This is a genomic window from Tatumella sp. JGM118 (assembly GCF_018257515.1).
GTDB classification, from domain to species: domain Bacteria; phylum Pseudomonadota; class Gammaproteobacteria; order Enterobacterales; family Enterobacteriaceae; genus Tatumella; species Tatumella terrea.
Genome location: NZ_JAERJR010000031.1, coordinates 1 through 26,614 on the forward strand (window position 1 = coordinate 1; position 26,614 = coordinate 26,614).

The 26,614-nt window shown below is 53.0% G+C and carries 26 protein-coding genes; 16 read left to right on the forward strand and 10 right to left on the reverse strand.

All coding sequences use genetic code 11. The annotated features are described in order from the left end of the window. Positions 1–991, reverse strand: a 991-nt coding sequence (locus tag JK223_RS16255) for a YadA family autotransporter adhesin (protein WP_371813175.1), incomplete at its 3' end; no start/stop codon positions are given. 567 nt (positions 992–1,558) lie between these two features. On the opposite strand from JK223_RS16255, the gene psiE reads away from it, so the two are divergent. The 3 genes from psiE (at position 1,559) to ubiA (ending at position 3,561) form a co-directional block, all read left to right on the forward strand. Next, positions 1,559–1,984 (forward strand): phosphate-starvation-inducible protein PsiE, encoded by a 426-nt coding sequence (gene psiE / locus JK223_RS16260; protein ID WP_212715188.1) that lies wholly within the window; start codon positions 1,559–1,561, stop codon positions 1,982–1,984. A 156-nt stretch (positions 1,985–2,140) separates the two neighbouring features. After that, entirely contained in the window at positions 2,141–2,668 is a 528-nt protein-coding gene (gene ubiC / locus JK223_RS16265; RefSeq protein ID WP_212715189.1) for a chorismate lyase, read from the forward strand. Positions 2,669–2,688: 20 nt separating this feature from the next. Further along, positions 2,689–3,561 (forward strand): 4-hydroxybenzoate octaprenyltransferase, encoded by an 873-nt coding sequence (gene ubiA, locus JK223_RS16270; RefSeq protein WP_249213672.1) that lies wholly within the window; start codon positions 2,689–2,691, stop codon positions 3,559–3,561. A gap of 64 nt (positions 3,562–3,625) precedes the next feature. On the opposite strand, the gene plsB is transcribed toward ubiA, so the two are convergent. Further along, positions 3,626–6,064: a glycerol-3-phosphate 1-O-acyltransferase PlsB gene (gene plsB / locus JK223_RS16275; RefSeq protein ID WP_212715191.1), complete on the reverse strand. Its 2,439-nt coding sequence runs from the start codon at positions 6,062–6,064 to the stop codon at positions 3,626–3,628. A gap of 108 nt (positions 6,065–6,172) precedes the next feature. Between plsB and JK223_RS16280 the strand changes: the two genes are divergently transcribed. The 3 genes from JK223_RS16280 to dinF all read left to right on the forward strand — a co-directional run bounded on the left by JK223_RS16280 (position 6,173) and on the right by dinF (position 8,754). Further along, positions 6,173–6,550 carry a diacylglycerol kinase gene (locus tag JK223_RS16280; RefSeq protein ID WP_212715192.1) on the forward strand — a complete coding sequence of 126 codons (378 nt, stop codon included), beginning with the start codon at positions 6,173–6,175 and terminating at the stop codon, positions 6,548–6,550. Between the two features lie 96 nt (positions 6,551–6,646). Further along, the gene (lexA, locus tag JK223_RS16285) at positions 6,647–7,261 is read left to right on the forward strand and encodes a transcriptional repressor LexA (protein ID WP_212715193.1); all 615 of its coding nucleotides are present in this window, start codon (positions 6,647–6,649) and stop codon (positions 7,259–7,261) included. A gap of 170 nt (positions 7,262–7,431) precedes the next feature. Continuing rightward, the gene (dinF, locus tag JK223_RS16290; protein ID WP_212715194.1) at positions 7,432–8,754 is read left to right on the forward strand and encodes an MATE family efflux transporter DinF; all 1,323 of its coding nucleotides are present in this window, start codon (positions 7,432–7,434) and stop codon (positions 8,752–8,754) included. A 23-nt stretch (positions 8,755–8,777) separates the two neighbouring features. On the opposite strand, the gene zur is transcribed toward dinF, so the two are convergent. Next, complete coding sequence (zur, locus tag JK223_RS16295; protein WP_212715195.1) at positions 8,778–9,296, reverse strand: zinc uptake transcriptional repressor Zur; 519 nt, start codon at positions 9,294–9,296, stop codon at positions 8,778–8,780. 275 nt (positions 9,297–9,571) lie between these two features. On the opposite strand from zur, the gene dusA reads away from it, so the two are divergent. Continuing rightward, a complete protein-coding gene (dusA, locus tag JK223_RS16300; protein ID WP_212715196.1) occupies positions 9,572–10,606 on the forward strand; it encodes a tRNA dihydrouridine(20/20a) synthase DusA in 1,035 nt (344 codons plus the stop codon). A gap of 131 nt (positions 10,607–10,737) precedes the next feature. Further along, positions 10,738–11,079, forward strand: coding sequence for an envelope stress response protein PspG (gene pspG, locus JK223_RS16305; protein ID WP_249213673.1), 342 nt, complete (start codon positions 10,738–10,740; stop codon positions 11,077–11,079). Positions 11,080–11,284: 205 nt separating this feature from the next. On the opposite strand, the gene JK223_RS16310 is transcribed toward pspG, so the two are convergent. After that, entirely contained in the window at positions 11,285–12,268 is a 984-nt protein-coding gene (locus JK223_RS16310) for a quinone oxidoreductase (protein WP_212715197.1), read from the reverse strand. Positions 12,269–12,374: 106 nt separating this feature from the next. Here JK223_RS16310 and dnaB point away from each other — a divergent pair, with 106 nt between their 5' ends. From dnaB to JK223_RS16330, 4 genes are all read left to right on the forward strand, one after another. Beyond that, on the forward strand, positions 12,375–13,781 hold the full coding sequence (gene dnaB / locus JK223_RS16315; protein WP_212715198.1) for a replicative DNA helicase: 1,407 nt from the start codon (positions 12,375–12,377) through the stop codon (positions 13,779–13,781). Positions 13,782–13,864: 83 nt separating this feature from the next. After that, positions 13,865–14,344: an Lrp/AsnC family transcriptional regulator gene (locus JK223_RS16320; protein ID WP_212715199.1), complete on the forward strand. Its 480-nt coding sequence runs from the start codon at positions 13,865–13,867 to the stop codon at positions 14,342–14,344. Positions 14,345–14,569: 225 nt separating this feature from the next. Then, positions 14,570–15,181 carry a YitT family protein gene (locus JK223_RS16325; protein WP_212715209.1) on the forward strand — a complete coding sequence of 204 codons (612 nt, stop codon included), beginning with the start codon at positions 14,570–14,572 and terminating at the stop codon, positions 15,179–15,181. Positions 15,182–15,227: 46 nt separating this feature from the next. Beyond that, a complete protein-coding gene (locus JK223_RS16330; RefSeq protein WP_212715200.1) occupies positions 15,228–16,418 on the forward strand; it encodes an amino acid aminotransferase in 1,191 nt (396 codons plus the stop codon). Between the two features lie 126 nt (positions 16,419–16,544). Here JK223_RS16330 and JK223_RS16335 read toward each other — a convergent pair whose 3' ends face one another. After that, positions 16,545–16,934: a tautomerase family protein gene (locus JK223_RS16335; RefSeq protein WP_212715201.1), complete on the reverse strand. Its 390-nt coding sequence runs from the start codon at positions 16,932–16,934 to the stop codon at positions 16,545–16,547. A 102-nt stretch (positions 16,935–17,036) separates the two neighbouring features. Between JK223_RS16335 and JK223_RS16340 the strand changes: the two genes are divergently transcribed. Beyond that, complete coding sequence (locus JK223_RS16340; RefSeq protein ID WP_212715202.1) at positions 17,037–17,972, forward strand: LysR family transcriptional regulator; 936 nt, start codon at positions 17,037–17,039, stop codon at positions 17,970–17,972. Positions 17,973–18,007: 35 nt separating this feature from the next. On the opposite strand, the gene JK223_RS16345 is transcribed toward JK223_RS16340, so the two are convergent. After that, positions 18,008–19,003, reverse strand: a complete 996-nt coding sequence (locus JK223_RS16345) for an aldo/keto reductase (protein ID WP_212715203.1) — start codon at positions 19,001–19,003, stop codon at positions 18,008–18,010. Positions 19,004–19,108: 105 nt separating this feature from the next. Here JK223_RS16345 and JK223_RS16350 point away from each other — a divergent pair, with 105 nt between their 5' ends. Together JK223_RS16350 and JK223_RS16995 are read left to right on the forward strand one after the other, a co-directional pair. Continuing rightward, positions 19,109–20,014 carry a LysR family transcriptional regulator gene (locus tag JK223_RS16350; RefSeq protein WP_212715204.1) on the forward strand — a complete coding sequence of 302 codons (906 nt, stop codon included), beginning with the start codon at positions 19,109–19,111 and terminating at the stop codon, positions 20,012–20,014. Further along, complete coding sequence (locus tag JK223_RS16995) at positions 19,989–20,228, forward strand: DUF4225 domain-containing protein (RefSeq protein WP_371813177.1); 240 nt, start codon at positions 19,989–19,991, stop codon at positions 20,226–20,228. Before JK223_RS16350 ends, JK223_RS16995 begins: the two co-directional genes overlap by 26 nt. Here JK223_RS16995 and JK223_RS16360 read toward each other — a convergent pair. The 4 genes from JK223_RS16360 to uvrA form a co-directional block, all read right to left on the reverse strand. Next, complete coding sequence (locus tag JK223_RS16360) at positions 20,225–20,539, reverse strand: hypothetical protein (RefSeq protein ID WP_212715205.1); 315 nt, start codon at positions 20,537–20,539, stop codon at positions 20,225–20,227. The genes JK223_RS16995 and JK223_RS16360 overlap by 4 nt on opposite strands. A 289-nt stretch (positions 20,540–20,828) precedes the next feature. After that, positions 20,829–21,158 carry a TAL effector repeat-containing protein gene (locus tag JK223_RS16365; RefSeq protein ID WP_212715206.1) on the reverse strand — a complete coding sequence of 110 codons (330 nt, stop codon included), beginning with the start codon at positions 21,156–21,158 and terminating at the stop codon, positions 20,829–20,831. A 233-nt stretch (positions 21,159–21,391) separates the two neighbouring features. Continuing rightward, entirely contained in the window at positions 21,392–22,456 is a 1,065-nt protein-coding gene (locus tag JK223_RS16370; RefSeq protein ID WP_212715211.1) for an NAD(P)-dependent alcohol dehydrogenase, read from the reverse strand. Between the two features lie 178 nt (positions 22,457–22,634). Then, the gene (uvrA, locus tag JK223_RS16375; protein ID WP_212715207.1) at positions 22,635–25,466 is read right to left on the reverse strand and encodes an excinuclease ABC subunit UvrA; all 2,832 of its coding nucleotides are present in this window, start codon (positions 25,464–25,466) and stop codon (positions 22,635–22,637) included. Positions 25,467–25,918: 452 nt separating this feature from the next. On the opposite strand from uvrA, the gene ssb1 reads away from it, so the two are divergent. Next, complete coding sequence (ssb1, locus tag JK223_RS16380) at positions 25,919–26,464, forward strand: single-stranded DNA-binding protein SSB1 (RefSeq protein ID WP_029990506.1); 546 nt, start codon at positions 25,919–25,921, stop codon at positions 26,462–26,464. Positions 26,465–26,614 lie beyond the last annotated feature (150 nt).

A 26,614-nucleotide genomic window follows, 5' to 3' on the forward strand; every position in this document is an offset into this window, starting at 1 on the left:
TATAAGTATTGGCCGAATTCAGCGTATTTTTCGCCGAATCATCGGTATAGGTATTCGCCGAGCTCAGTGTATTTTTCGCCGAGTCGTCGGTGTAAGTGTTGGCCGAGTTCAGCGTATTTTTCGCCGAGTCATCGGTATAGGTATTGGCCGCACTCAGCGTTTTCTCTGCAGAGCTGTCGGTATAAGTATTGGCCGCGCTCAGTGTTTTCTCCGCAGAGCTGTCGGTATAGGTGTTGGCTGCACTTAACGTACTGGCGGCTTTTTCATTCAACTGATTAACATTCACTGCATCAGTATCTTCAGTACCGGCTGCGACATTGGTAATCTGGCGTTCATTTCCTGAGCTACCTACAGATACCGTATTGGCACGATCAGCAACTGAATTGGAGCCTAAGGCGACCGATTGATCAGCACTTGCGGTGCTTCCGGAACCCACAGCTGTTGAATTTGTGGTGCTCGCCGTCGAGTTTGAACCAATGGCAGTTGCCTTGGATGCTGTTGCATTTGCTCTGAAACCGTTTGCAACAGCATTATTTGCCGTAGCAGAAGATGCAGCTCCGGTGGCTGTACTATTTGTTCCGGTTGCGGTACTGCTGGCACCCGTAGCTGTACTTCCCTGGGATGTCGCTTTGCTCGCATATCCTGTCGCCAGGCTATTATCTCCGGAAGCATTACTTTTATTGCCCATAGCTACGCTGTTAACACCGCTGGCATTACTCGCCTGTCCTGTTGCGGTACTTGATTGCCCTGTCGCCGAGCTTGCCTGTCCTGTCGCCGTACTGCTGGAACCACTGGCAGTACTTGATTGCCCTGTAGCTGTACTGGAGTAGCCGGTAGCATTGCTATTCTGGCCTGTTGCTGTGCTGTTAGTGCCATTGGCTACGCTGGCATTTCCTGTAGACGTATTATTGGTATCATCTGCGTAGGCAGCAGTTATAGAGAACGATAAAAAGCTAAGAATAAGAAGTGATAACTTATTTTTGTTATACATAACATAATCCAGTCATGACCAAATAATGGTCTTAGTGAAATAAAACGGACGAGCGACATTTCGTATGAAACTGAGGAACGATTTGTCATGCCCTTTAGCTGGTGAGCGGGAAAGCCTGTTTTAAGAAAATTTTGATTATTAGTGCTAATTTCCGGAAGAGAATGTAACAAATTAAAAAAATTTAACAATAGCAATTAACTATTGCAGCAATGAGATTGATAGTTAATTGCTATCGATGGTCTCTTGACTGTATAAATTTATCTAATGTATTTGGGGCGAAGGCGATCAACGAAATCCCGAACTTAACTACGATAATGAAGGATAATCTGCACATTAGCGGTACTTGCAACTTCTATGGGGGAGGTGACCGGGTATTTTCATAGAAAGATTATCTGATTGAACCAATTTTGACCCTGAATCAATTACATGCGCTGACAAGTGTGGTGGAAAAGGTCTCGCGGTGAAAAAATAGAGGTAATACAATTAAATGAAATACTATAAGCTGCCAGATCTCACTATCAGCTATCGCATTATGCGCTCTTCGGAGTACTGTGTTCAGAGGACAGAATGGAAAACACAAATAAGGTCGTTAAATCCACCGTTGCCAGCCTGATTGCCGCAATATTGCAATGGGTATTGAATATTGGTCTGATCATCCTGGCCATTATCCTGGCGATTTTCTTAGGAAAAGAAACATTACACCTGGCAAATGTGTTATTTCATACCGGAGAGGAGTCTTCCTCGTACCTGCTGATTGAAGGCATCGTGATTTACTTTCTGTATTTTGAGTTTATTGCGCTGATCGTTAAATATTTTCAGTCAGGTTTCCATTTTCCGTTGCGCTATTTTATTTATATCGGCATTACTGCCATCATTCGTTTAATCATTGTTGACCATAAAGACCCGCTGGATACGTTATTCTACTCCGGTGCGATCCTGATTCTGGTCGCCACATTATGGCTGGCAAATACGAAACGGCTGAAGCGGGAGTAAACCGGTTCGTCCTGTCGCCCCGGTCGGACGGATTTCCGGGGCTTTACACAGAACACCCTGCTTCATCAGCGCGAGTCTGTTATAGTTCAGCCCTGAAATGCTCTGCGTTCTTTCCGGCAGCGCAGAGGAGTATTCACCGGCTTTCTGAGAGTAACAATGTCTGCACAGGAATTGCACAAGCTGTATCAGCTACAGTGGTTACCACTGTCTTCTCCGAAACTCACCCCTGAGATAGCTGACTGGCTGTCAGAAGAAACCTCGATGACCGTGCGTCTGGAACGTTATTGTCGCGAACTCACGGTGGAAGTGGTCAGAGAAGGATTTGTCGGCAGACAGGCATTGCTCGGGCATGAAACCGGATATTCCGGCTTTGCTGACGAGACCCGATTCTGGTTACGTGAAGTGATTCTGTACGGAGATGGTCATCCCTGGCTGGCCGGGCGAACCCTCTTACCGGAAGATACCCTGAGCGGGCCGGAAGAATCCCTGATGAGTCTTGGGGAATCCCCGCTGGGACGTTACCTGTTTTCCTCCCCCTTACTGAGCCGGGATTTTATTGTCCCGGGACACAGCGACGATCTCCGGGGGCGGTATTCATTGTTACGGCTCTCAGGAAAACCCCTGATATTAACCGAGCTATTTTTGCCACATTCACCCCCCTATACATCCCGGGCGAAAGGATAACCAACCTCGTGCAGGACACCATGAAAATCACCAAACTGCAGGCCTATCAGCGCCTGATGCGTATCGATAAACCTATAGGGACACTGTTACTGCTCTGGCCGACGCTTTGGGCCTTGTGGTTATCGGGAAGGACCTTGCCGCCTTTTCAGGTGCTGGTCGTCTTTGTGCTGGGCGTGATTGTGATGCGTGCCGCCGGGTGCGTTATCAATGATTATGCCGACCGGAAAGTGGATGGTCATGTGGAGCGTACCCGGCAGCGGCCTTTACCTGCGGGGCTTATCAGCGAACGTGAAGCGAAAGGTCTGTTTGTGGCGCTGGTGCTGGTGGCGTTTTTGTTAGTCCTGACCATGAGTGGCATGACTATTCTGCTTTCGGTCGGCGGCATCCTGTTGGCCAGTGCTTATCCCTTTATGAAACGTTATACACACCTGCCGCAGGTGGTACTGGGGGCAGCCTTTGGCTGGGCTATTCCGATGGCATGGATGGCAGTGAGTGGGGACTTACCCCTTTCCTGCTGGCTGGTATTTCTGGCGAATGTTTGCTGGACAGTGGCCTATGATACGTTTTATGCCATGGTGGACCGCGATGATGACCTTAAAATCGGCGTGAAGTCGACCGCGATCCTGTTCGGGAAATATGATTGCCTGATTATTGGCGGGCTTCAGATCGCGACCCTGGCACTGCTGGCGCTGGCGGGCCGGTTATTACACCTGAATGGCTGGTATTATTTGTCGTTAGTGGTCGCTGCCGGTTTCTTTATCTATCAGCAACGTCTGGCGATCGGCCGGGAACGTCAGGCCTGTTTCCGCGCCTTCCTGAATAACAACTATGTCGGACTGGTGATTTTTGTCGGTGTGGTACTCAGCACACTGCCTTTTATTAATCTGATGTAAGCGTCACGGCTTTGCAGTAAAAAAAAGGGCGTTCCTCAGGAACGCCCTTTTTAATGGCCAGGGATCAGGCAGAAGGTTCTGCCTCAGATTCAATGGCATTTTCAATGGTCTGACGGACATCGCGGGTCGTCAAATCCAGTAATATCTGACGCATGCCCCGGGTTTTTTCCGGTTCGGCATCATCTTTATCACTGATATAGCCTTCATCACGCAGAGTGAGTACTAACCCCGTGAATACAGCCTTATCGAAGAACTCCGGCGCATTGATACCGTGAAGCACCGATAACCGTTGTGCCAGGGTACGGCTTTCTTTCTCAAGTGTGCCGCGATTAATCGTCGGCCTGGCATTCAGGATAGCAAAGGTGATCGCGTAGCGTTGCAGCGTCTCCCGCACTCCTGCGGCCAGTAAGCCGAGCACCCGATGGCGTGCCGGCTGAACAGAATAGTGTTCACCGTCCTGAGTGATCAGCGACTGATTGACCAACTCTCCGCACAGACTGTCCAGCACTTCCGGTAACTCCGTCTTATCCCAGCGAAGGAACAATTCACTTCTGAGCATCGGATAAATCAGGGAAACCTGACGCAATAATTCCTCTTTATGCAGTGTGCCATGTTGCTGAATAATGGCGGCGATCAGGGAAGGCATCACCAGCAGATGCAGAATATTATTGCGGTAGTAGGTCATCAGTACCGCCTGCTCTTTTGGCAGAATAATCATGTCACCGATATTATCCTGCTCGGTGGTGAACTTATTCATGCTCATCGCGTGATCAAGCAGGGCCTCAACGCTCATATCCGGCACAGTACTGCCTTCGGAGTACGGAACATTACGCAACAGACCGGTATAACAGGTCAGCTGCTCAAGCAATTGTTCACGCGTCAGCGAGCGTTGTGGTGATGCCAGTAATGCCGTGACACAGAGGTTCATGGCATTTGCGGCACCGGCGTTATTAATACGGACCATAATCTGTTGTGCGACATCATTGACGACCGGGGTCATCCATGCCGGACGCTGTGATTCTATCGGGTCGATAGAATCACGCCACTCAGGAACATGGGTATTCAGGTAACTGACCAGCGGCAGAGGTTCACCAAAGTTTACATAACCCTGACCGAGGTTACGCAGCTTACGGAGCCCGCGCAGCATCTGCAGCAGACTCTCTTTCTCTTTGGTGGCACCGCGCAGCTCTTTAGCGTAAGTGGCCACTTCCATCACATGCTCGTAACCGATATAGATAGGTACCAGGGTGATAGGACGATTCCCTCCGCGTAACATTGCCTGCAGGGTCATCGTCAGTGTCCCGGTTTTCGGGTCGAGCAGACGCCCGGTACGGGAACGGCCACCTTCGACAAAATATTCAACCGAGTAACCACGGCTGAACAGTTCACCCAGATATTCACGGAAAACGGTGGAATAAAGCTTATTACCTTTAAAGGTCCGTCGGATGAAGAATGCTCCCAGATGACGGAAAATCGGTCCGGCAGGCCAGAAGTTCAGGTTGATACCGGCCGCGATATGCGGAGGAACCAGTCCCTGATGATAGAGCACATAAGAGAGCAGCAGATAATCCATATGACTGCGATGGCAGGGCACATAGACCAGCTCATGACCGTCCTGGGCTAGCTGGCGGATACGTTCGCCCCCGCTGACATTGATCCCTTTATATAACCGGCTCCACAGCCAGCCCATGACGCGGTCGGTAATGCGGATAGCTTCGTAGCTGAAGTCCGCCGCGATTTCTTCCATCATGGCGACGGCATTTTTTCGGGCCATCTCGTGAGAGATTTTCTTACTGCGGGCCTCGTCCTCAACAGCCTTCGCAATCGCTTTGGATTGCAGCAGCTTGTTGAACAGGTCCTGGCGGGCCGGCAGACGCGGGCCAACGGCAGCCAGACGCTGGCGGGAAAAATGAATATGGGCCACCCGTGACAGCTTCTGGGCTATCGACTGGTCGGTGCCGTGCTCATCGGCCATCTGGCGTAAGGACATTTTAGGGGAGAAGCGGATAAAGCTATCCCGTCCCAGCCAGAGAATGGCGCAGAATTTCTGTAACCCGTTGAGTTCACGGAGTAAAGGTGCCTGCGTCCCCTGTGTCTCTTTGCCCGGAGCCCGGCCAAACATCACCGATACCGGCACCAGCTGGACATCCAGCGCCGGATTGTTCCTGTGCAGATCCAGGTAATCGTGGAAAATCTTCACGGTTTCCTGATTCGGGGTGAAATAAGGTAATAACCGCGGACCGTCATGAATAAACACATGACGCGGTAGCAGACTGCCGTCGATTTCCAGAGGTTCTAACGGGTCGGGCAGATCATGCTTCAGGCATTCGGTACGGAGTGCCAGCAGATCTGCTTTGGAATCATACGGAAATACATAGATAATAGGGCGGGTAGGGTCCAGACCGAGTTCGGTCACAGGATCGCCCGGGATCACCTTGCTCTTTACCAGCAAAGATAATGGAATACTTAGTAATTTATAATAAAGTTTACGCCAGCCTGACATAGATAAATCCGGAGCCTCTTTTGATAGCAAAGCGGCGCAATCATACCAGAAACTGCAAAGAAGATCTGTGGCCAGGTGCACTATTGAAAATTAACAGGAGAACGGCCGATGGCAGGAAGGACAACGGGATGGCGGCGGCTGGTGAAGGCCACCGGCTATTCATGGCAGGGGCTGCGGGCCGCCTGGCGGCATGAGGCGGCCTTCCGCCAGGAAACCGTAGTGACTATCGTGGCAATAGTAATTGCCGGCTGTCTGGATGTGGATGCAGTTTCACGCATTCTGCTGATTGGATCGGTCGTACTGATTATGATCATCGAAATTATCAACAGCGCGATAGAAGCCGTGGTTGATCGTCTTGGCACGGAAATACACCCCTTATCCGGCCGGGCGAAAGACCTGGGATCGGCCGCCGTATTGCTGGCGATCCTGCTGGCGGTGTTTGTCTGGGTAACAGTGCTCTGGCAATGGTGGTCACTGGCGGGATAATGACCGACAGTTGTTTGTTTTATGACGGTTTTTGGTTTTCATTTATGAAAGACCTGTATATACTCACAGCGACTGTATAAACAACCAGGGGGCGGGATGAAAGCATTAACCAGCAGGCAGCAGCAGGTCTATGACCTGATTCGCGACCATATTCAACAGACGGGTATGCCGCCGACACGTGCGGAAATCGCTGCCCGCCTCGGTTTTCGCTCCCCGAATGCGGCAGAAGAACACCTGAAAGCTCTGGCACGTAAAGGTGTTATTGAAATCGTGTCCGGTGCCTCACGGGGCATCCGCCTGCTGATGGAAGAAGAAACGCCGGAAGGTCTGCCGCTGATCGGCCGGGTTGCCGCCGGTGAACCTCTGCTGGCCCAGCAACATATAGAAAGCCACTATCAGGTCGATCCGGGACTGTTTAAGCCGGGTGCCGATTTTCTGCTGCGCGTCAGCGGGATGTCGATGAAAGATATCGGTATCATGGACGGTGATCTGCTGGCGGTCCATAAAACCCAGGATGTCCGTAACGGGCAGGTGGTGGTCGCCAGAATCGATGACGAAGTCACGGTGAAACGCTGGAAAAAACAGGGGAATACGGTACAGTTATTACCTGAGAACAGCGAATTCTCTCCGATTGTGGTAGATGTCCGCGAACAGAGCCTGACGGTTGAAGGACTGGCGGTCGGTATTATCCGCAACGGAGAATGGCTGTAACTGACGGGCCGTTGTCCGTCAGCCGGTGACCGGGAGATCTGACTTCCGGTTGTTAAGATTCACCCTGCACCTTATTACACTACGCTGATCGGCTGCTGCCGCCACCGGCGTTTGTCCGCCGGAAATCCTCTCCCGTCCGGCGGAGACACTGCGCCCTGTCAGGAAAACCCATGTCTTTTTTGAATACCACCGATAAAAAACTCTGGCGACTGGCATTACCGATGGTGTTATCCAACATTACGGTTCCGTTGCTGGGACTGGTGGATACCGCGGTGATCGGACACCTGGACAGTGCTATCTATCTGGGCGGGGTGGCTATCGGCACCACGGTCACCAGCTTCCTGTTTATGCTGCTGCTTTTCCTGCGTATGAGTACCACGGGGATGACGGCTCAGGCATGGGGAGCCGGCGATTCAGCCGCCCTCGCCAAAGCCCTGGCTCAGCCCCTGATCATGAGTCTGGCGGCCGGGCTTCTGTTTATTGTGGTACGTGACCCGGTCAGCCAGCTGGCCAGCGGATTTATCGGCGGTGATGCCGGTACGCTGGAACAGGCACGTGTCTTTATCCGTACGCGCTGGCTCAGTGCGCCAGCGACCTTCGCGAATCTGGTGATCCTTGGCTGGCTGCTGGGCGTTCAGTATGCCAGGGCTCCGGTGATCCTGCTGGTCGCAGGTAACCTGGTGAATATTTTGCTGGAGGTGTGGTTTGTTCTGCACCTGCATCTGGGAGTCCGGGGAGCAGCGGCCGCTACCGTGATCTCTGAATATGTCTCGCTGCTGGTCGGTGTGCTACTGGTGTTGCAGGTTTTCCGGCGGCGTAGGATGTCTGTCCGTTTACTGCTGGAAGGCTGGCGCGGCGATATCAGACGTTTGCTGGGCCTGAACCGCGATATTCTCCTGCGGAGTTTACTCCTGCAGATCTGCTTTGCTTCTCTGACCTTCATCGGTGCCCGGATGGGGGCTCAGGTCGTTGCGGTGAATGCGTTGCTGATGATGTTCCTGACTTTTACCGCCTATGCGCTGGATGGATTTGCCTATGCGGTGGAGGCGGTTTCCGGAGAAGCCTACGGGGCGCGTGAAGCCGGAAAATTGCATGAAGTCTGGTACGCCTCCTGCCGTCAGGCCGGTATTGTCGCTCTGCTTTTTTCGCTGGTGTATGGGCTGGCCGGGCAATACATCATTGAGATGATGACCTCATTACCTTCCCTTAGCCAGCTGGCTGACCATTATCTGATCTGGCAGGTCATTCTGCCTCTGGCAGGTGTCGGCGGGTATTTACTGGATGGTTTGTTTATCGGTGCCACGCGCGGACGGGAAATGCGTAACAGTATGGCGATTGCCGCGGCAGGCTATGGCCTGACATTGTGCAGTGTTCCCTGGCTGGGTAATCACGGGCTTTGGCTGGCGCTCTGTGTTTTTATGCTACTGCGGGGGATCACACTCTGGCATTGCTGGCAGCAGCATCAGCGCAGGGGAACCTGGTTTGATCACTGACCCGTCACTGAACCCCGGGAAAATTAGCGGCCGGCCCGTTTTTTAACTTCGCTGCTGTGGTCGTGCTGGCACTGTTCCTGATTATCACAGGCCGCGATCTCAGCACATTTCACGCACAGACCATGGGCTTCAATCACACTGTGGCGCAGCAGAAAGCCCGCCTGCTTTGCCTGGGTGACGATCAGATGTTCCACCCCTTCAGCATGACGCTCGCTCACCGATGCACAGTTATCGCAGACCAGCATTACCGAGGTATGAGACGGGTGTTCAAAGTGCGGGCATACCACATAGCTGTTATTAGAGGCGACCCGGTGAATAAACCCCTGCTCCAGCAGAAAATCCAGCGCACGATAGACGGTCGGTGGCTTGGCCTGCGGCTCACTGATGCGCAGTTTATCCAGCAGATCATAGGCGCTGATGGCCCCCTGTTCTTCGGCCATCAGACGTAACACTTCTGCGCGCTGGGGCGTCATACGTACCCCACGTTTCAGGCAGAGACTCTGTGCCTCGGCAAGAATCTGAGCGGGAAGTTGCTGTTGCATGATGGCTTTCTCCAACGAATAATCTGCGGTAACGGGCTATCTTAGCATGGCTGGCGCTTTAATGCTGATCCTGTATGGCGAAGTGCGACAGGCGACGGAAAGCGGTCCCTGCCGGCGGGGGGGCCTGATTTCGTGACATGGCGGAAGCTGTGCGGTCACCCCCGGACTGCCGTTTTTCTATGCTATAGTAGGGCATGCTTTTGTCCCTTTTTTCAGTCCTTCCTGTCACGCCCTGGTGCGAACGGGGGCTGTTTTACCTGATGATATAAAGAAAAATGCACGAAAATAAAGAAACCTCCAACCTGCACCAGACCTCTCAACCGCAGGCCGTATCGCCTGAATACCCTGCCGGGCGTTTTTCCGTCGCGCCGATGCTCGACTGGACCGATCGTCATTGCCGCTATTTCCACCGCAAACTGACCGGCCAGACGTTGTTGTATACCGAGATGGTAACCACGGGCGCAATCATTCATGGTAAAGGCGATTATCTGGCGTATAACGATGCAGAACATCCGGTGGCGTTGCAGCTGGGCGGCAGTGACCCTGCGGCTCTGGCACAATGTGCCCGGCTGGCAGAGCAACGGGGCTATGATGAAATCAACCTGAACGTGGGTTGCCCGTCTGACAGGGTGCAGAATGGCCGTTTCGGTGCGTGCCTGATGGGGGAAGCGGCATTAGTCGCGGACTGCATTAAGGCGATGCGTGATGTGGTGTCGGTCCCGGTGACAGTGAAAACCCGTATCGGTATTGATGAGCAGGACAGCTACGCGTTCCTGTGCGACTTTATCCGTACCGTGGCAGAGCAGGGCGGATGTGATTCCTTCACTCTCCATGCCCGTAAAGCCTGGCTGTCGGGCCTTAGCCCGAAAGAAAACCGTGAGGTTCCGCCGCTGGATTACCCGCGTGTTTATCAGTTAAAGCGTGATTTCCCGCATCTGACGATGGCGATTAACGGAGGAGTGAAGACCCTGCAGGAAGCCAAAGCTCACCTGCAACATGTGGACGGGGTGATGATGGGGCGTGAAGCCTACCAGAACCCGGGGATCCTCGCTCAGGTGGACAGTGAGATTTTCGGCAGCACGTCGGCCAGTCCGGATCCGTTTGAGGTGGTGCGCTCGATGTATCCGTATATAGAAGCAGAACTGAGCCAGGGCACGTATCTGGGACACATTACCCGCCATATGCTGGGGCTGTTTCAGGGGATCCCGGGGGCCCGTCAATGGCGCCGTCACCTGAGCGAAAATGCGCATAAAGCCGGGGCCGATGTCCGGGTGGTAGAGCAGGCGCTGTCACTGGTCGCTTCCCGTTAAGTCCGATGCCGGGGAGGTGCCCCGGCAATATTCCATACTGCGAATTACGCCAGTTCCTGGTTTTTTTCACCCTCTCCGGCGGGAAGGTATTTTCATTATTATCTTGTAATTCATCATGTTAAATGAATGGCATGATTCTTGTATCGGTCACGGCAGATGCGTTAATCGCTAACTTATTCTCCTGTGATGGAAGAGGTATCATGGAATTCTTCTTTGTGATTGGTTTTTTTGTGGTGTTGTTACTGACCGGCGTCTCGGTGATCGGCGTACTGATCGCGTTATTTGCCGGTGCAGTGCTGCTGATGTTCTCCGGTTTCTTATTGCTGGCGATTAAACTGCTCCCCTGGTTACTGCTGGCGGTCGCGGTCGCCTGGATCTATCAGACCTTTATTGCGCCGCCATCGTCGTCTCCGGTCACACGCCGCTTTGATAAAACCATGGCTAAAATCAACCGGATGAACAGGCGCGGGTAAACGGCAACCAGGGGCGGGACTCAGTTTCTGACGTCAGGGCGCGGAAATGTGAATTACCCCGTATTTTCGGCAGACCGGTTCTGCGATGATACCGGTGTGCTCTGGCGAATAGCTGTCGCTCTGTCCCTACACAAGTACCAAAAATAATAAAAAAATAAGGGCTTCCTGCGGGAAGCCCTTTTCTGTGCATTACACGGGACCCGGTTCAGGGGATGAGCAGGCAGGAACCACGGGTAGCACGGCTTTCCAGTTGCTGATGGGCAAGGGCGGCATCTTTCAGAGCAAACTTCTGGTTTTCCGGGACCTCCGTCTTAATGGCTCCGCTGGCCAGCAGAGTAAAGAGCTCGTGGCTTGCAGCATCCAGTTCCTCCGGCGTGGTAATGTAACCAAACAACGACGGACGGGTGACAAACAGGGAGCCTTTGCGGGTGAGGATCCCCAGGTCCACACCGGTCACCGGACCTGAGGCATTGCCGAAGCTGACCATCAGGCCGCGGCGTTGCAGACAATCCAGTGAGGCTTGCCAGGTATCTTTCCCTACCGAATCATAGACGACCGGCACTTTCTGACCGTCAGTCAGTTCGCTCAGGCGGGCGGCAATATCTTCCTCGCGGTAGTTAATCGTCGCCCAGGCCCCTGCCTGACGGGCCGCCTCTGCTTTTTCCGCCGACCCGACAGTCCCGATCAGTTTAGCTCCCAGGGCTTTTGCCCACTGGCAGGCAATCAGTCCGACGCCCCCGGCAGCGGCATGAAACAGAAAGGTTTCTCCGGCCTTAATCTGATAGGTCTGGCGCAGCAGATACTGGACCGTCAGCCCTTTCAGGAAAGAAGCCGCGGCCTGCTCAAACGAAATTGCGTCCGGCAGGATAGCTAGCCTGTCCTCGTGAACAATATGGCTTTCACTGTAGGCTCCGGCCGCTGACTGCGCGTAGACCACCCGATCGCCCGGCGAAACCCGGCGGACGCCCCGGCCGGTGCTCACCACAATCCCGGCGGCTTCGCTACCGAGACCTGCGGGCAGGGAAGGCGGCGGATAAAGTCCGCTGCGAAAGTAGGTATCGATGTAATTGATACCTATTGCTTTATTTTCCACCACGACCTCATGATCGCCGGGTGCCGGCGGTGTAAATGAAGTCCACTCCAGAACTTCCGGCCCGCCGTGGCGGCGATACTGAATCCGGTTTGACATAGCAGCTCCTTGAAATCGTCTGGTTTGCCCGGGACAGGGCGACAATGCAGGTAAAAAAAAAGTATACTGTGACGCCCCTTGTTTAACACTGGTAATGACATTCACTATGGCAGGAAAGACACCCGCGAACAAATCCAACGAATCCCGTGATCGTCAGATGGAAGGCGTGAAGATGCCCCCCCACTCTGTCGAGGCAGAGCAGTCCGTTCTCGGGGGATTAATGCTGGACAATGAACGCTGGGATAATGTTTCCGAGCGAGTGGTGGCTGGCGATTTCTACAGCAGACCACACCGGCTGATTTTCTCAGAGATGCAGCGCTTGCTGGAACTCGGTCAGCCCATCGATCTGATCACCCTGTCAGAATCCCTGGAAACCCGCGGAGAGCTGGACATGGTCGGGGGGTTCGCCTATCTGGCGGAGCTGGCCAAGAATACCCCGAGTGCGGCGAATATCGGTGCCTATGCGGATATTGTGCGCGAGCGTGCCGTTGTCCGTGAAATGATCTCGGTGGCGAATGAGATAGCGGATGCCGGTTACGATCCTCAGGGACGCAATAGTGAAGATCTGCTGGATCTGGCGGAATCCAGCGTGTTTAAGATCGCTGAAAAACGGGCGAACAAAGAAGACGGTCCGCAAAATATTGAGCAGGTTCTGGAAGCGACCATCAACCGTATCGAATCACTGGTTGGCACGCCACATGACGGGGTCACCGGAGTGGATACCGGTTACCAGGATCTGAACAAGAAAACCGCCGGCCTGCAGGGATCCGATCTGATCATCATCGCGGCCCGTCCTTCAATGGGTAAAACGACCTTTGCCATGAACCTGTGTGAGAATGCGGCGATGGTTCAGGATAAGCCGGTACTGATTTTCAGTCTGGAAATGCCCAGTGAACAGCTGATGATGCGTATGCTGGCCTCGCTGTCCCGTGTCGACCAGACGCGTATCCGTACCGGCCAACTGGATGATGAGGACTGGTCGCGTATTTCCGGCACCATGGGCATTCTGCTGGAAAAGAAAAATATGTATATCGACGACTCCTCCGGTCTGACACCGACCGAGGTGCGTTCACGTGCCCGACGTATTTTCCGTGAAAATGGCGGCCTGAGCATGATAATGATCGATTACCTGCAACTGATGCGGGTACCGTCGTTGTCTGATAACCGTACCCTGGAAATTGCAGAAATTTCCCGCTCACTGAAAGCGCTGGCAAAAGAGCTGAATGTGCCGGTGGTTGCTCTCTCCCAGCTGAACCGTTCACTGGAACAACGTGCCGACAAACGACCGGTCAACTCCGATTTGCGTGAATCCGGCTCGATTGAGCAGGATGCGGACCTGATCATGTTTATCTACCGGGATGAGGTCTACCACGAAAACAGTGATCTGAAAGGGATTGCAGAAATTATTCTGGGAAAACAGCGTAACGGCCCGATCGGCACCGTCCGTCTGACATTTAATGGCCAGTGGTCACGGTTTGATAACTATGCCGGCCCGCAGTACGACGACGAATAACGACGCCAGTGGCCTAATAACTTACTTTCACCGCAAGGCAGCGTCTGTCTGCTTTTTTGTCAGTCCGGGGAACGGAGCACCGTATGGATCGTATTGATGATCACGATATTCACATCCTGAGATTATTGCAGGCTAACGGGCGTTTAACCAATCAGGAACTCAGCGAACTGGTCGGGCTGTCGGCGTCCCAATGCTCACGACGTCGTATTCAGCTGGAACAGACCAGCAAGATCCTCGGCTACTATGCCAGACTGTCACCCGAGGCGTTGGGGCCGGAGATTACCGGTCTGATAGAAGTCCGGCTGATGAATCATACCCCCGATTATGTGGACGATTTCCATCGTCGTATTATTAATGATCCTTCAGTTATCGATGCCTATAAAACGACCGGGGATGCCGATTATCTGTTAAAAGTGACGGTTTCCGACCTCAACTCTCTGAGCACACTGATCAGTCAGCTGGTGGCTGGCTATCAGAGTGTGGCGCACGTGAAGACCTCAGTCGTGCTGAACCGCATCAAAGAAGGCGGCCGGATACTGAATACCCCCGGCGAATCCGCATAAATTTTTCCGCAAGACCGTTCCGGATCGTGCATTTTATCTCAAATAATGCATAAATAGTGCGTCGGAGTGGTTTGTGATGCATGTTATGCCTTTTGCCGGCATGCCTGCACACCTCTTTCACCGCACCGGTATTTTCATGAACACAGTAATGTGACCCTTTCAGATTGCCGGAAAGGGCTTTTTTGTTCTGACTGACTGTTTTGTTACGGGGGGAATATGTCATTAATGAAAACCGCTGACGCGGAGAAAATTCCGCACAGCCTGGCAGAAGATGCACTGGCCATACTGTTCGGTACTTTACTTGTTTCGTTCGGGATTGTGATGCTGAAACAGGCGGGCGCGCTGACCGGCAGTACGGCGGGTATCGCTTTTTTAATCAGTTATATTTCACCCTTATCCTTCGGTGCCGCCTTTTTTCTGATTAACCTGCCATTTTACTGGCTGGCGGTGAAGCAAATGGGCTGGGAATTCACCCTGAAAACCTTCAGTGCGGTCGCGCTGGTTTCGCTGTTTACGCATCTGCATCCATTATTTATTCACTTTTCGTTGCTTAACCCTTTCTATGCTGCCCTGTTTGGTAATATTGTGATGGGCATGGGGTTCATTGTGTTATTCCGGCATAAAGCCAGCCTGGGAGGCGTGAATATTCTTGCGCTCTGGCTTCAGCAACGGATCGGACTACGGGCAGGAAAATTACAAATGGCGGTGGATACCTGTGTGGTGCTGGCGTCTTTGTGGGTCGTGTCTTTACCCATGTTGCTGGCGTCAGTCTGCGGTGCTGTGATACTGAATCTGATTATTGCGATGAACCACCGTCCCGGTCGCTACAGTGTGTAAGCCTGCCTGCGACCCTTTACATTGATTAATGATGGAGAAGTCCACTGTGTTCCAACATGTCGATGCCTATGGCGGCGATCCTATCCTCACTTTGATGGAAAAATTCAAAGAAGACCCTCGGGCAGAGAAAGTGAACCTGAGTATCGGTCTCTACTATAACGAACAGGGAATTATTCCTCAGCTTCAGGCCGTTGCAGAGGCCGAAAAGCGCTTACAGGGCACGTCCGCAGAGGCTTCGCTCTACTTGCCGATGGAAGGGATGACCGCCTATCGCCAGGCTATCGTTGAGCTGTTATTTGGCACGCAGGCGCCGGCCGACCACGATCGTATTGCCTGTATTCAGACACTGGGCGGTTCCGGTGCACTGAAAGTGGGTGCGGACTTCCTGAAAGCGTATTTTCCGCACTCTGACGTCTGGGTAAGCGACCCGACCTGGGAAAACCATATCGCGATTTTCTCCGGGGCAGGCTTCAATGTGCATCGCTATCCGTGGTATGACGCCTCTACGGGGGGAGTGAATTTCCCGGCCTTTATTGATGCCATCCGCGCACTCCCGGAACGCAGTATTGTTCTGCTGCATCCTTGCTGCCATAACCCGACCGGTGCCGACCTGACGCCGGCACAATGGGATCAGACCCTCGACGTGCTGAAATCACGTCAGCTTATCCCGTTTATGGATATCGCTTATCAGGGCTTCGGTGCCGGGGCAGAAGAGGACTGTTACGCTATGCGCGCAGCGGCGAAAGCCGGATTGCCGGCCCTGGTCAGCAACTCCTTCTCGAAAATATTTTCACTGTACGGTGAGCGCGTCGGAGGCTTATCGGTTCTCTGTGAAAGCAGTGATGAAGCGGGTTGTGTGCTGGGTCAGCTAAAAGCTGCGGTGCGTCGTAACTATTCAAGCCCGCCGACGCACGGGGCAAAACTGGTGATGACCGTGCTGAATGACAGCGGATTACGTGCACAGTGGCTGGCTGAGCTGGAGGCCATGCGTTTACGTATTTTGGAGATGCGTCAGGCCCTGGTTGAGACCCTGAGTCAGGCATTGCCGGGCCGTGATTTCAGCTATCTGGAGAAGCAGCGTGGGATGTTCAGCTATACCGGACTGAGCGCACAGCAGGTGGACAGATTACGTGAAGAGTTCGGTATCTATCTGATAGCGAGTGGTCGCATGTGTGTCGCCGGGCTTAACCGCAGCAATATTCATCGTGTTGCGGAAGCTTTTGCCGCAGTGATGTAAGTTGCTGTCAGGGTCACCGTACCGGAGGTACGGTGACCCTGAACATTCTTTGCTGCCGGGAGCGCTGGCTGATCTTCTGGCTGTTTAAGAGATTTTCGGCACTCAAAGGTAATTGATATCAGACGATTATAACGTGCCCGTCATATACTGCGCTTCGCCATAACCAAAGCTCCAGTCACCTTTGTTATTGCTGATAAATGAGATCATCAGGTCATTCCCTTCAATCCCACAGACGGAGCGGAGTTCTTCTGCCAGTCGTTTCATAAAGAACTGTTTTTGCTCATCGCTGCGCGGGCTGGTGAAGACCCGGAGCATCACGAATTTTTCACTGCGTTCAAAGCCGAGTCCGGTATCCTGGAAGACCATCTGCCAGGCTTTATTTTCATGAACAATCTGATAACGGTCACGTTCAGGGACGCTGAAGGCTTCCAGTACGACCTTATGCGTCGTATCCAGCAGTGTTTTGACTTCTTCTTCGCTACGACCTTCAATAATATCAAACTGTAGTAATGGCATTTATCTTCTCCTGAACGGTTGAGTTTTAGTATTCTGGCCCGTAAATGGCGGAAGAAAAAGCGCTGTCAGTGAAATGATTGTTTAACAGGGTGAACAATAGTGATGAAAAAGAGCCATGCCGACGCATTATGGGTTCATCTGCACTGGCTGATTGTACTGGCCGAACAGCAAAGTTTTACCCGTGCGGCTGAACAGCTGGAAGTCAGCAAAGCGGCGGTCAGCCAGAAGATAAAACAACTGGAAGCCCTGGCCGGTGTGTCGCTGGTACAGCGAACGACCCGCAGTGTACGCCTGACAGAAGCCGGTAAAAAGCTGGTGGAGGAACTGCGTCAGCCTTTTGAACAGATTGAACAGCATTTTAATGCTCTCCGGGATGCCAGCGGACCGCTGCGTGGGGTTATCCGCGTGACAGCACCGGTGGCCTTTGCCAGGCAACAGTTGCTTGAACCGGTACGACAGTTTTTGCGTCAGTATCCGGAGGTTCGTATTCAGCTTGAAGTCTCTGATCAGCTGTTATCGCTGGCCAGTGAAGGCTATGACCTGGCTATCCGCCATAGCCATCGGGTGCCGGACACCCATGTAGTGTTGCCCCTGTGCGATACCAAAACCGTGCTGGTCGCCGCCCCGGAGTACCTGAGGCAAGCGGGCAACCCGCAGCATCCGCAGGATCTGGTCCGCCACGATTGCCTTTACTATCCGCGGGGGAATGAGCTTCCGCACTGGAAACTCAGCCATCCTCAGACAGCCGGGTCTGTTTCTGTCGCAGTTAAAGGCGGATTTGCCACCAATAACAGCGAATCGATTCGTGATGCCGCGATCCGTGGCCTGGGGATTGCGATGTTACCCGATTTCAGCGCGCGTGCGGCGCTGGCCAGCGGACAACTGCTACCGGTACTGGAAGACTGGCAGGTTGACGGCGGATTTGCGGATAAAATCTGGCTGGTACGGCCTTATTCGGCCCGGGTTCCGCGGGCGGTCACTGTCTTCAGCCACTGGTTGCAGGAGTGTTTCCGGGCGCAGCGACACCCGGCAGGATAACGGCGTATACCCTCGGGGGAAGGCGATCGATAGCGTTATCCGGCGGCCATTTTTTCGAACACTTCGGGATAGCGTGACCCGGCAATATTTTCGGGACGGAAAGCCTTTTCAAGCGTCTCCCGCTCTTCCCGGCTGAGGAGCAGGCTGGTGGCCGCGATATTCTGTTCGATATACGGGATCCTCTTCGCCCCCGGAATAGGAATAATATTGTCTCCCTGTGCCAGTACCCAGGCCAGCGCGACCTGTGCCGACGTGCAACCTTTTGATGCTGCGATAGTGGCGAGGATATCCAGGTACTGCTGATTGATTGCTGCATTTTCCGGCTTAAAACGTGGCAGGGATTTTCTGAAATCATCGTCCTGCAGGCCGGCCGAAGAAGAGACAGTACCGGTCAGGAAGCCCCGGCCCAGCGGGCTGAAAGGAACAAAAGCGATCCCCAACTGTTGGCAGGTTTCCAGCACACCGTTAGTTTCAACATCGCGTGTCCACAATGAATATTCGCTTTGCAGGGCAGAGATTGGGTGGATGGCATGCGCTTTTCTCAGGGTCGCCGCAGAAACCTCGGACAAACCAATCATCCGGACTTTGCCTTCTTTCACCAGCTCCGCCATGGCACCCACGGTTTCTTCCACCGGTACGGCCGGATCGACACGATGCAGATAGAAGAGGTCAATGACATCGGTCTGCAGGCGTTTCAGCGAGGCTTCGGCGACTGCCCGGGCATTGTCCGGGTGACCATTAGTTCCGGTAATTTCACCAAAATCAGTCCGTTGCGGGTTAAAGGTAAAACCGAACTTTGTCGCAATCGTGACCTGATCCCGGCAGGATTTCAGTGCCTTTCCCAGCAGTATTTCATTGCGATACGGGCCATAGACTTCAGCGGTATCAAAGAAAGTTATTCCGAGTTCGACGGCCCGATGCAGAGCCTCCACAGAGTCTTTTTCATCCTGAACCCCGTAAGCCTGACTCATTCCCATACAGCCCAGACCGATCGCCGATACTGTGGTATCACCCAGCAGACGTTTTTGCATTATGTTCACCTTTGTCATTCATGTGTGCTTAAAATCATCATAGACCGGTTTATTGATGCTGATAACCGGTATAATCGTGACAAACCTGAACTATTATTTAGAACAATGAACCGGACACAGCTCTCTCAGTTAGTTGTATTTGTGACCGTGGCGCAAACCGGCAGCTTTCGCGCTGCTGCCCTGCGGCTGGGTATCGCTCCCTCGGCGGTCAGCCATGCCATTTCTGCGCTGGAAACCCGGATGGGGATCCGTCTGCTGGCCCGTACAACCCGCGCCACGAAACCCACTGAAGAAGGTTATCGGTTACTTTCACGGGTCAATGGGCCGCTCGAGGAGATTACCCGTGCGTTAAGTGAGTTGCCTGAACTGACCGGGGTTCCTGCCGGTCCGCTGAGGATAACTATGCCTGCGCTGGCGGCAGAAGAACTGATCATGCCGCGTCTGGCAGAATTTATGGCGGAGTATCCGCAAATTGAACTGGATATCCGGACTTCGGATGTGTTTGAGGATATTGTCCTGAGTGGCTGTGATGCCGGGATCCGGCTGGGCGAAAATCTGCAAGCGGATATGATCGCCGTGCCTCTGGACGGGGCTCGCCGTAGTCTGATTGTTGCAACCCCGGAGTATTTTGAAAAATACCCTGAGCCGCAACACCCACGGGATCTGCGGGATCATAACTGTATCCGCCGTCGTTTTGAGAGTGGCCGTCTCTACCGGTGGGAACTGGCGCGGGAAGGGCATACGCTCAGTATTGAGGTCAGCGGGAATCTTATCCTGCCTCAGCAACAGTTAATTCGTCGTGCCGCGCTGAAAGGTCTGGGACTGGCTTTTCTGTTTGAAGGATCGGTGGAGACGGATATCAGGGAAGGGCGCCTGCGCGCGGTGATGGAAGCCTGGTGTCCGGATTTTAGCGGGTTTTATCTCTATTATCCGTCACGCCAGCAGATGCGGCCGGTATTACGCGTGTTTATCGATTTTTTCTGCCATCAGCGCCGATCCCGGCAGGGCTAAGCAGGGGCATGTTACGCTAAGTGCCAGTGTCTATAGTATTTTGGGCCTGGCAAAAAAGCCCGAGCCCTGGCGCTTATTCAGATGGATTTCCCGGGATTATTACCGGAAAGCTGAAACTATAAGCAGAACAAAACTCACGATGAAAATTGTGGGTTATGGTGTAAAAGCAAAGGTCATTTTTGACCTTTTGGGCACAGATAACTCCTGCACTTAACGTCGATGAAGTCTTTGATAACGCCAACATCTATAGGCAAGCACTGGCGGTTGTACAAATATCGCCACCGCAATAGCGCAAAGCAGCCCGACTGAGCCAGAGAAAAGGATTTCGGCTGAACCAAACAGAACCAGCAAAACGAATACGGTAAGGCAACCCGCGACTACAGACAGGGCTATGACAAAGCGATTCGCCAGATCCCGAAGGGTATCACCCATAGAACCCCCGAAATTTTCCACATTGCTTTTAATTTTCAGGACATCGGCAGGACTGAAGCCGGACTCCAGGAGTGTTTCTTCGCTGACTTTCATGAATTTTCATCCCTAAAATTCATCAGAACATCACCGGTTAGTTTACATCGGGATCAGGTAATAAATCGCCACCTGCAAACCCGGTTTTGACACCGATGATTTTATAGACAGGTTTATGCCGTTATCATGGTTTGCACGATTGGATATAAAACCCTTATCTGTCGTTGTCTTTTCCACTTCATACCCATAGATTATTACCGAAAATTCAGCAGGTTAAGTCGTCCGAAGCTCACCATGAAAATAGCCGGATACGGCGTTAAGGCTAAAGTTATTTTCGATCTGATAACAATTACTGACCGCCCTCACTCCGGGTAGCATATTGCTGATACCGCCAGGCTTTAAATGCGAGTCTGGCGGGTGTTAAATACCAGATTAGTGGCAATCCTGCCATTAACGCAAAAGTCAGAGAGAGAGTGTTATTTTTTGTCGATAAAAGAGAGGTCAGCGTCAGAATGACAAAGGCAACAAGGGTTATCCATTTAGCGACATTAAATCGTTTTGCTAAATCCTGAATTGCTTCATCGGGAGTACCCCCGAAATTTTCCACATTGCTTTTAATTTTCAGGATATCGGCAGGACTGAAGCCGGACTTCAATAATGTTTCTTCGCTGACTTTCATGAATTTTTATCCTTAAAATTCATCAGAACATCACCGGTCAGCTTACCTAAAATCGGGTGATACATCACCACCGAAAACCCGGTTTTGACATTATCCGTCGCGCCAGCAGATGCAGCCGGTATGACGCGCGTTTATCGATTTTTTCTGCCCTCAGCGCTGCTCCCGGCAGGGCCAGGCCGACGGCGGTGTAGCATGCTGGCAGCCTGGCTGCCAGCATAAGGGGCTCAGATAACTCAGGCCGCGGTGCTGTTTCTCAATGTATTGATATCAATAACAAAACGGTATTTTACGTCGCTTTTCAGCATCCGTTCATAGGCCTCATTGACCTGTGCAATATCGATTAGCTCAATATCGGAAATAATATTGTGCTGCCCGCAGAAATCGAGCATCTCCTGGGTTTCGGCGATCCCGCCGATCAGTGATCCTGAGACACTGCGACGTTTAAAAATCAGGCTGGCGATGTCGGGGGCCGGATGGTTATGCTCAGGGACACCCACCAGTGTCATATTCCCGTCCCGCTTCAGCAAATTAATAAAGGGCGTCAGGTCATGGGTGGCCGCGACCGTATTAAGAATAAAATCAAAACTATGGGTGTGTGCTTCCATCTGTTGCGGATCTTTAGAGACGACGACCTCATCTGCCCCCAGGCGTTTACCGTCCGCAATTTTTGAGGCAGAGGTGGTAAACAGAACGACTTTTGCGCCCATGGCATGAGCAAGTTTGACGCCCATGTGCCCCAGTCCTCCCAGGCCGACGATCCCGACTTTCATGCCCGGACCGACTTTCCAGTGTTTCAGTGGGGAGTAGGTGGTGATCCCTGCGCACAACAAAGGAGCGACGCCCTTAAGATCCAGATGCTCCGGCACCTTCAGGACAAAATCTTCATGTACCACGACCCCTGTCGCATAGCCGCCGAAGGTTATTTGATTATCAACGCGGTCTCTGGCGTTATAGGTGGCGGTAAAACCTTCTTCACAATACTGTTCCACCCCTTCTTCACAGCTTTCACAATGGCGGCAGGAATCGACCATACACCCAACACCGACCAGGTCACCGATGCTGAATTTATGGGTTTTTGCACCCACTGCTGTGACGCGGCCGACAATTTCATGGCCCGGTACCATGGGGAAAATACTGTTGCGCCATTCATTACGGGCCTGGTGCAGGTCGGAATGGCAGACGCCACAGAACTCAATTTCGATCTGAACATCGTGGTCACGTAGCTGTCGGGGTTCATAACTGAAGGGGGCAAGGGGAGAGTTTTCGTTCTGCGCGGCGTAAGCATGGATAATCTTCATCATTTCTCCTGTCAGACAGATCACAGATAACCCCCGGCGATAATACCGGGAGTGAGGAACCTGAAATAAGGATAGTCAGAGATACGGCAGAGGGATACCGCCGATCGTGGTGGATCCCTCCGGGCCTGACCCTTTTCAGGATCAGGTCCGGTACGGAAATTACTGCAAGGTTCTGATGTTAAACAGATTTTAGTAATGGTTTCAGGAAGCGAGCGGTATGTGATGCGTCACATTCTGCAATAGTTTCCGGGCTACCGGCAACCAGGATCTCGCCACCACCGCTGCCGCCTTCCGGCCCCAGGTCGACTATCCAGTCTGCGGTTTTAATCACATCGAGGTTATGTTCGATAACCACAATGGTATTCCCCTGGTCCCGTAACTGATGGAGCACGGCCAGCAGTTGCTGGATATCCGCGAAGTGGAGGCCGGTGGTCGGTTCGTCCAGAATATACAGCGTCTGACCCGTTCCGCGTTTAGAAAGCTCGCGAGCCAGTTTCACCCGCTGTGCTTCCCCGCCCGACAGCGTGGTCGCTGACTGACCCAGACGGATATAGGACAAGCCGACATCCATCAGGGTTTGCAGTTTACGCGCCAGTGCCGGTACCGCTTCGAAGAAGTCACGGGCTTCTTCGATGGTCATTTCCAACACTTCGTGGATACTCTTGCCCTTGTATTTTATCTCCAGTGTTTCGCGGTTATAACGTTTACCCTGGCACTGGTCACAAGGGACATAGATGTCCGGCAGAAAATGCATTTCCACCTTAATCACCCCATCTCCCTGACAGGCTTCGCAGCGTCCGCCACGCACGTTAAAACTGAAACGGCCCGGCGTATATCCACGGCTGCGGGCTTCCGGCACGCCGGCAAACAGTTCACGTACCGGGGTGAAAATCCCGGTATAGGTCGCCGGGTTGGAACGCGGTGTCCGGCCGATCGGGCTTTGATCGATGTCGATGACCTTATCGAAATGCTCCAGTCCTTTAATATCACGGTACGGCGCCGGTTCGATGACGGTGGCCCCGTTTAACTGGCGCTGAGCCAGCGGGAACAAGGTGTCGTTGATCAGGGTAGATTTCCCGGAACCGGACACCCCGGTCACGCAGGTAAACAGACCCACTGGCAGCGTCAGCGTGACATTCTTCAGGTTATTGCCGCGGGCGCCGGTCAGGGTCAATACCTTATCCGGCGACCCTTTTACCCGTTCGGCCGGGACTTCAATACTGCGCTTGCCGCTAAGGAATTGTCCGGTGAGGGAGTCCTCATTGGCCATAATCGCGTTAACATCCCCTTCCGCGACGACCTGACCGCCATGAACCCCGGCACCGGGGCCGATATCGATCACATGGTCAGCGGCGCGGATAGCATCTTCGTCATGCTCGACCACAATGACGGTATTCCCCAGATCACGCAGGTGCACCAGGGTACTCAGCAGGCGTTCATTATCACGCTGATGTAAGCCGATTGAGGGTTCATCCAGCACATACATCACTCCGACCAGCCCGGCACCGATCTGGCTTGCCAGACGGATACGTTGTGCTTCACCCCCGGAGAGGGTATCCGCAGAGCGGGAGAGCGACAGGTAATTCAGACCGACATTGACCAGAAAGCTCAGACGTTCGCTGATCTCTTTTAAGACTTTTTCGGCAATTTTTGCCCGCTGACCTTCCAGTTGCAGCTCATCAAAGAAAGTTGTCGCGTGACCGATACTCATCTCTGAAATTTCCGGCAACGTTGTTTCTGCGACAAAGACGTGGCGTGCTTCTTCCCGCAAACGGGTGCCATGACAGCTGGTGCAGGATCGGTTACTGATATATTTTGCCAGCTCGTCCCGGACGGCATTGGATTCCGTCTCTTTGTAGCGGCGCTCCATATTATGCAGCACCCCTTCAAACGGATGACGACGTACAGAGGTGTCTCCGCGGTCGTTCACGTATTTGAATTCGATGTTTTCTTTACCGGAGCCGTAAAGAATGACCTTTTTGACCTTGTCACTCAGGGTATTAAACGGCGCTTCCACATCGAACTCATAATGTTCGCCCAGCGAGCGCAGCATCTGGAAATAATAGAAATTACGACGGTCCCAGCCACGGATAGCACCGCCGGCCAGCGAGATATCTTCATTCTGTACCACGCGCTGCGGGTCAAAAAATTGCTGTACCCCCAGGCCGTCACAGGTCGGGCACGCCCCGGCCGGGTTATTAAAGGAGAACAGACGCGGTTCAAGCTCACGCATACTGTAGCCACAGACCGGACAGGCAAAGTTCGCTGAGAACAGTAACTCCGCGACGCTGCTGTCATCCATATCGGCGACGATGGCTGTGCCGCCGGAGAGTTCGAGTGTCGTTTCAAAGGATTCCGCCAGCCGGGTGGCCAGGTCATCACGCACTTTGAAACGGTCGACGACGACCTCAATGGTGTGTTTCTTTTGCAGTTCCAGTTTTGGCGGATCAGACAGGTCACAGACTTCACCGTCGATCCTGGCGCGGATATAGCCCTGCGCGGCCAGGTTTTCCAGGGTTTTACTGTGCTCACCTTTACGGTCTTTGATGACCGGCGCGAGCAACATCAACCGGGTCCCTTCCGGCTGTTGTAATACCTGGTCGACCATCTGGCTGACGGTCTGGGCCGCTAACGGCACATTATGTTCAGGGCACCGCGGTTCACCGACCCTGGCAAATAACAGGCGCAGGTAGTCATGGATTTCGGTAATGGTACCGACCGTCGAACGCGGGTTGTGTGAAGTCGACTTCTGCTCAATAGAGATAGCCGGCGACAGCCCTTCGATATGGTCGACATCCGGCTTTTCCATCAGTGATAAAAACTGACGGGCATAGGCGGATAATGATTCCACATAACGGCGCTGACCTTCGGCATACAGTGTGTCAAACGCCAGCGACGATTTGCCAGAACCTGATAACCCGGTGACAACGACCAGCTTGTCGCGAGGGATAATCAGATTGATGTTTTTCAGGTTATGGGTGCGGGCACCCCGTACTTCTATCTTATCCATTCACCTTTCCCGGAGTATCAGCGTCGTCCATGCCTGCTGAGGAGACATGGGGAGAATCAAACGAACCATTATGGCATAAAAAATAAACTGATTAAATATCCAGTAGTCTGACGAAAGAACCGGTCACCGGCAGAGGCAGGTCAGTCCCGGACGTGCTTATCTGTTTTTCGTCAGTGACTGCCTTTTACTATAGATGATTTATGTCAGCCTGCCGTGTTGTGGGGTGTGGTGCACGGCTGTCTGGCGGAATTTCCGGCAGAAAAAATCCCGCCGGCTGTTTTTTTAAACAGTCCGGGCAGGGGAGTATCGGGGTTTTCGGTGTCCGCCCGGGGCGCAGGGTGAGATGTGTGACATTACGGCTGGAAAGCGGTTCGAAAGTATCACTATCGGTACGTGACGTGGTATGATTTACCGCTTAGACTTTGAGTAATTATTCTTCAGGAGAGACCTCTATGGCCAGTCGCGGCGTTAACAAAGTGATTCTTGTCGGGAATCTGGGACAGGACCCGGAAGTCCGTTATATGCCAAATGGTGGTGCGGTTACCAACATTACACTGGCCACCTCTGAAAGCTGGCGTGACAAGCAGACCGGTGAAAACAAAGAAATTACCGAATGGCACCGTGTGGTTCTGTTCGGCAAACTGGCTGAAGTCGCCGGTGAGTATCTGCGTAAAGGTTCTCAGGTTTACATCGAAGGTCAGTTACGTACCCGTAAATGGCAGGATCAGGGTGGCCAGGACCGTTACACGACCGAAGTAGTTGTTAACGTCGGGGGCACCATGCAGATGCTGGGTGGCCGTCAGGGCGGTAACGGCGGAGCACCTGCCGGCGGGCAGGGGAATAATAATGGCTGGGGTCAGCCACAGCAGCCGCAGCAGTCACAGGGCGGTAACCAGTTCAGCGGCGGCGGTTCAGCTCCGGCAGCACGTCCGCAACAGAACAGCGCCCCTGCCAGCAGCGAACCACCGATGGATTTTGACGACGATATCCCGTTCTGATCATCGTCTGATCGAAGAAATTCTGTCTGCTGAAATAATAAGGCCCCGTAGCACGGGGCTTTTTTTATGCCAATGACCCGTCCTGAATAGTGTTGACACGTTCCAGACTTAAATCCGGAGAACGTGATGATGACTGAGTTCAAACGCACC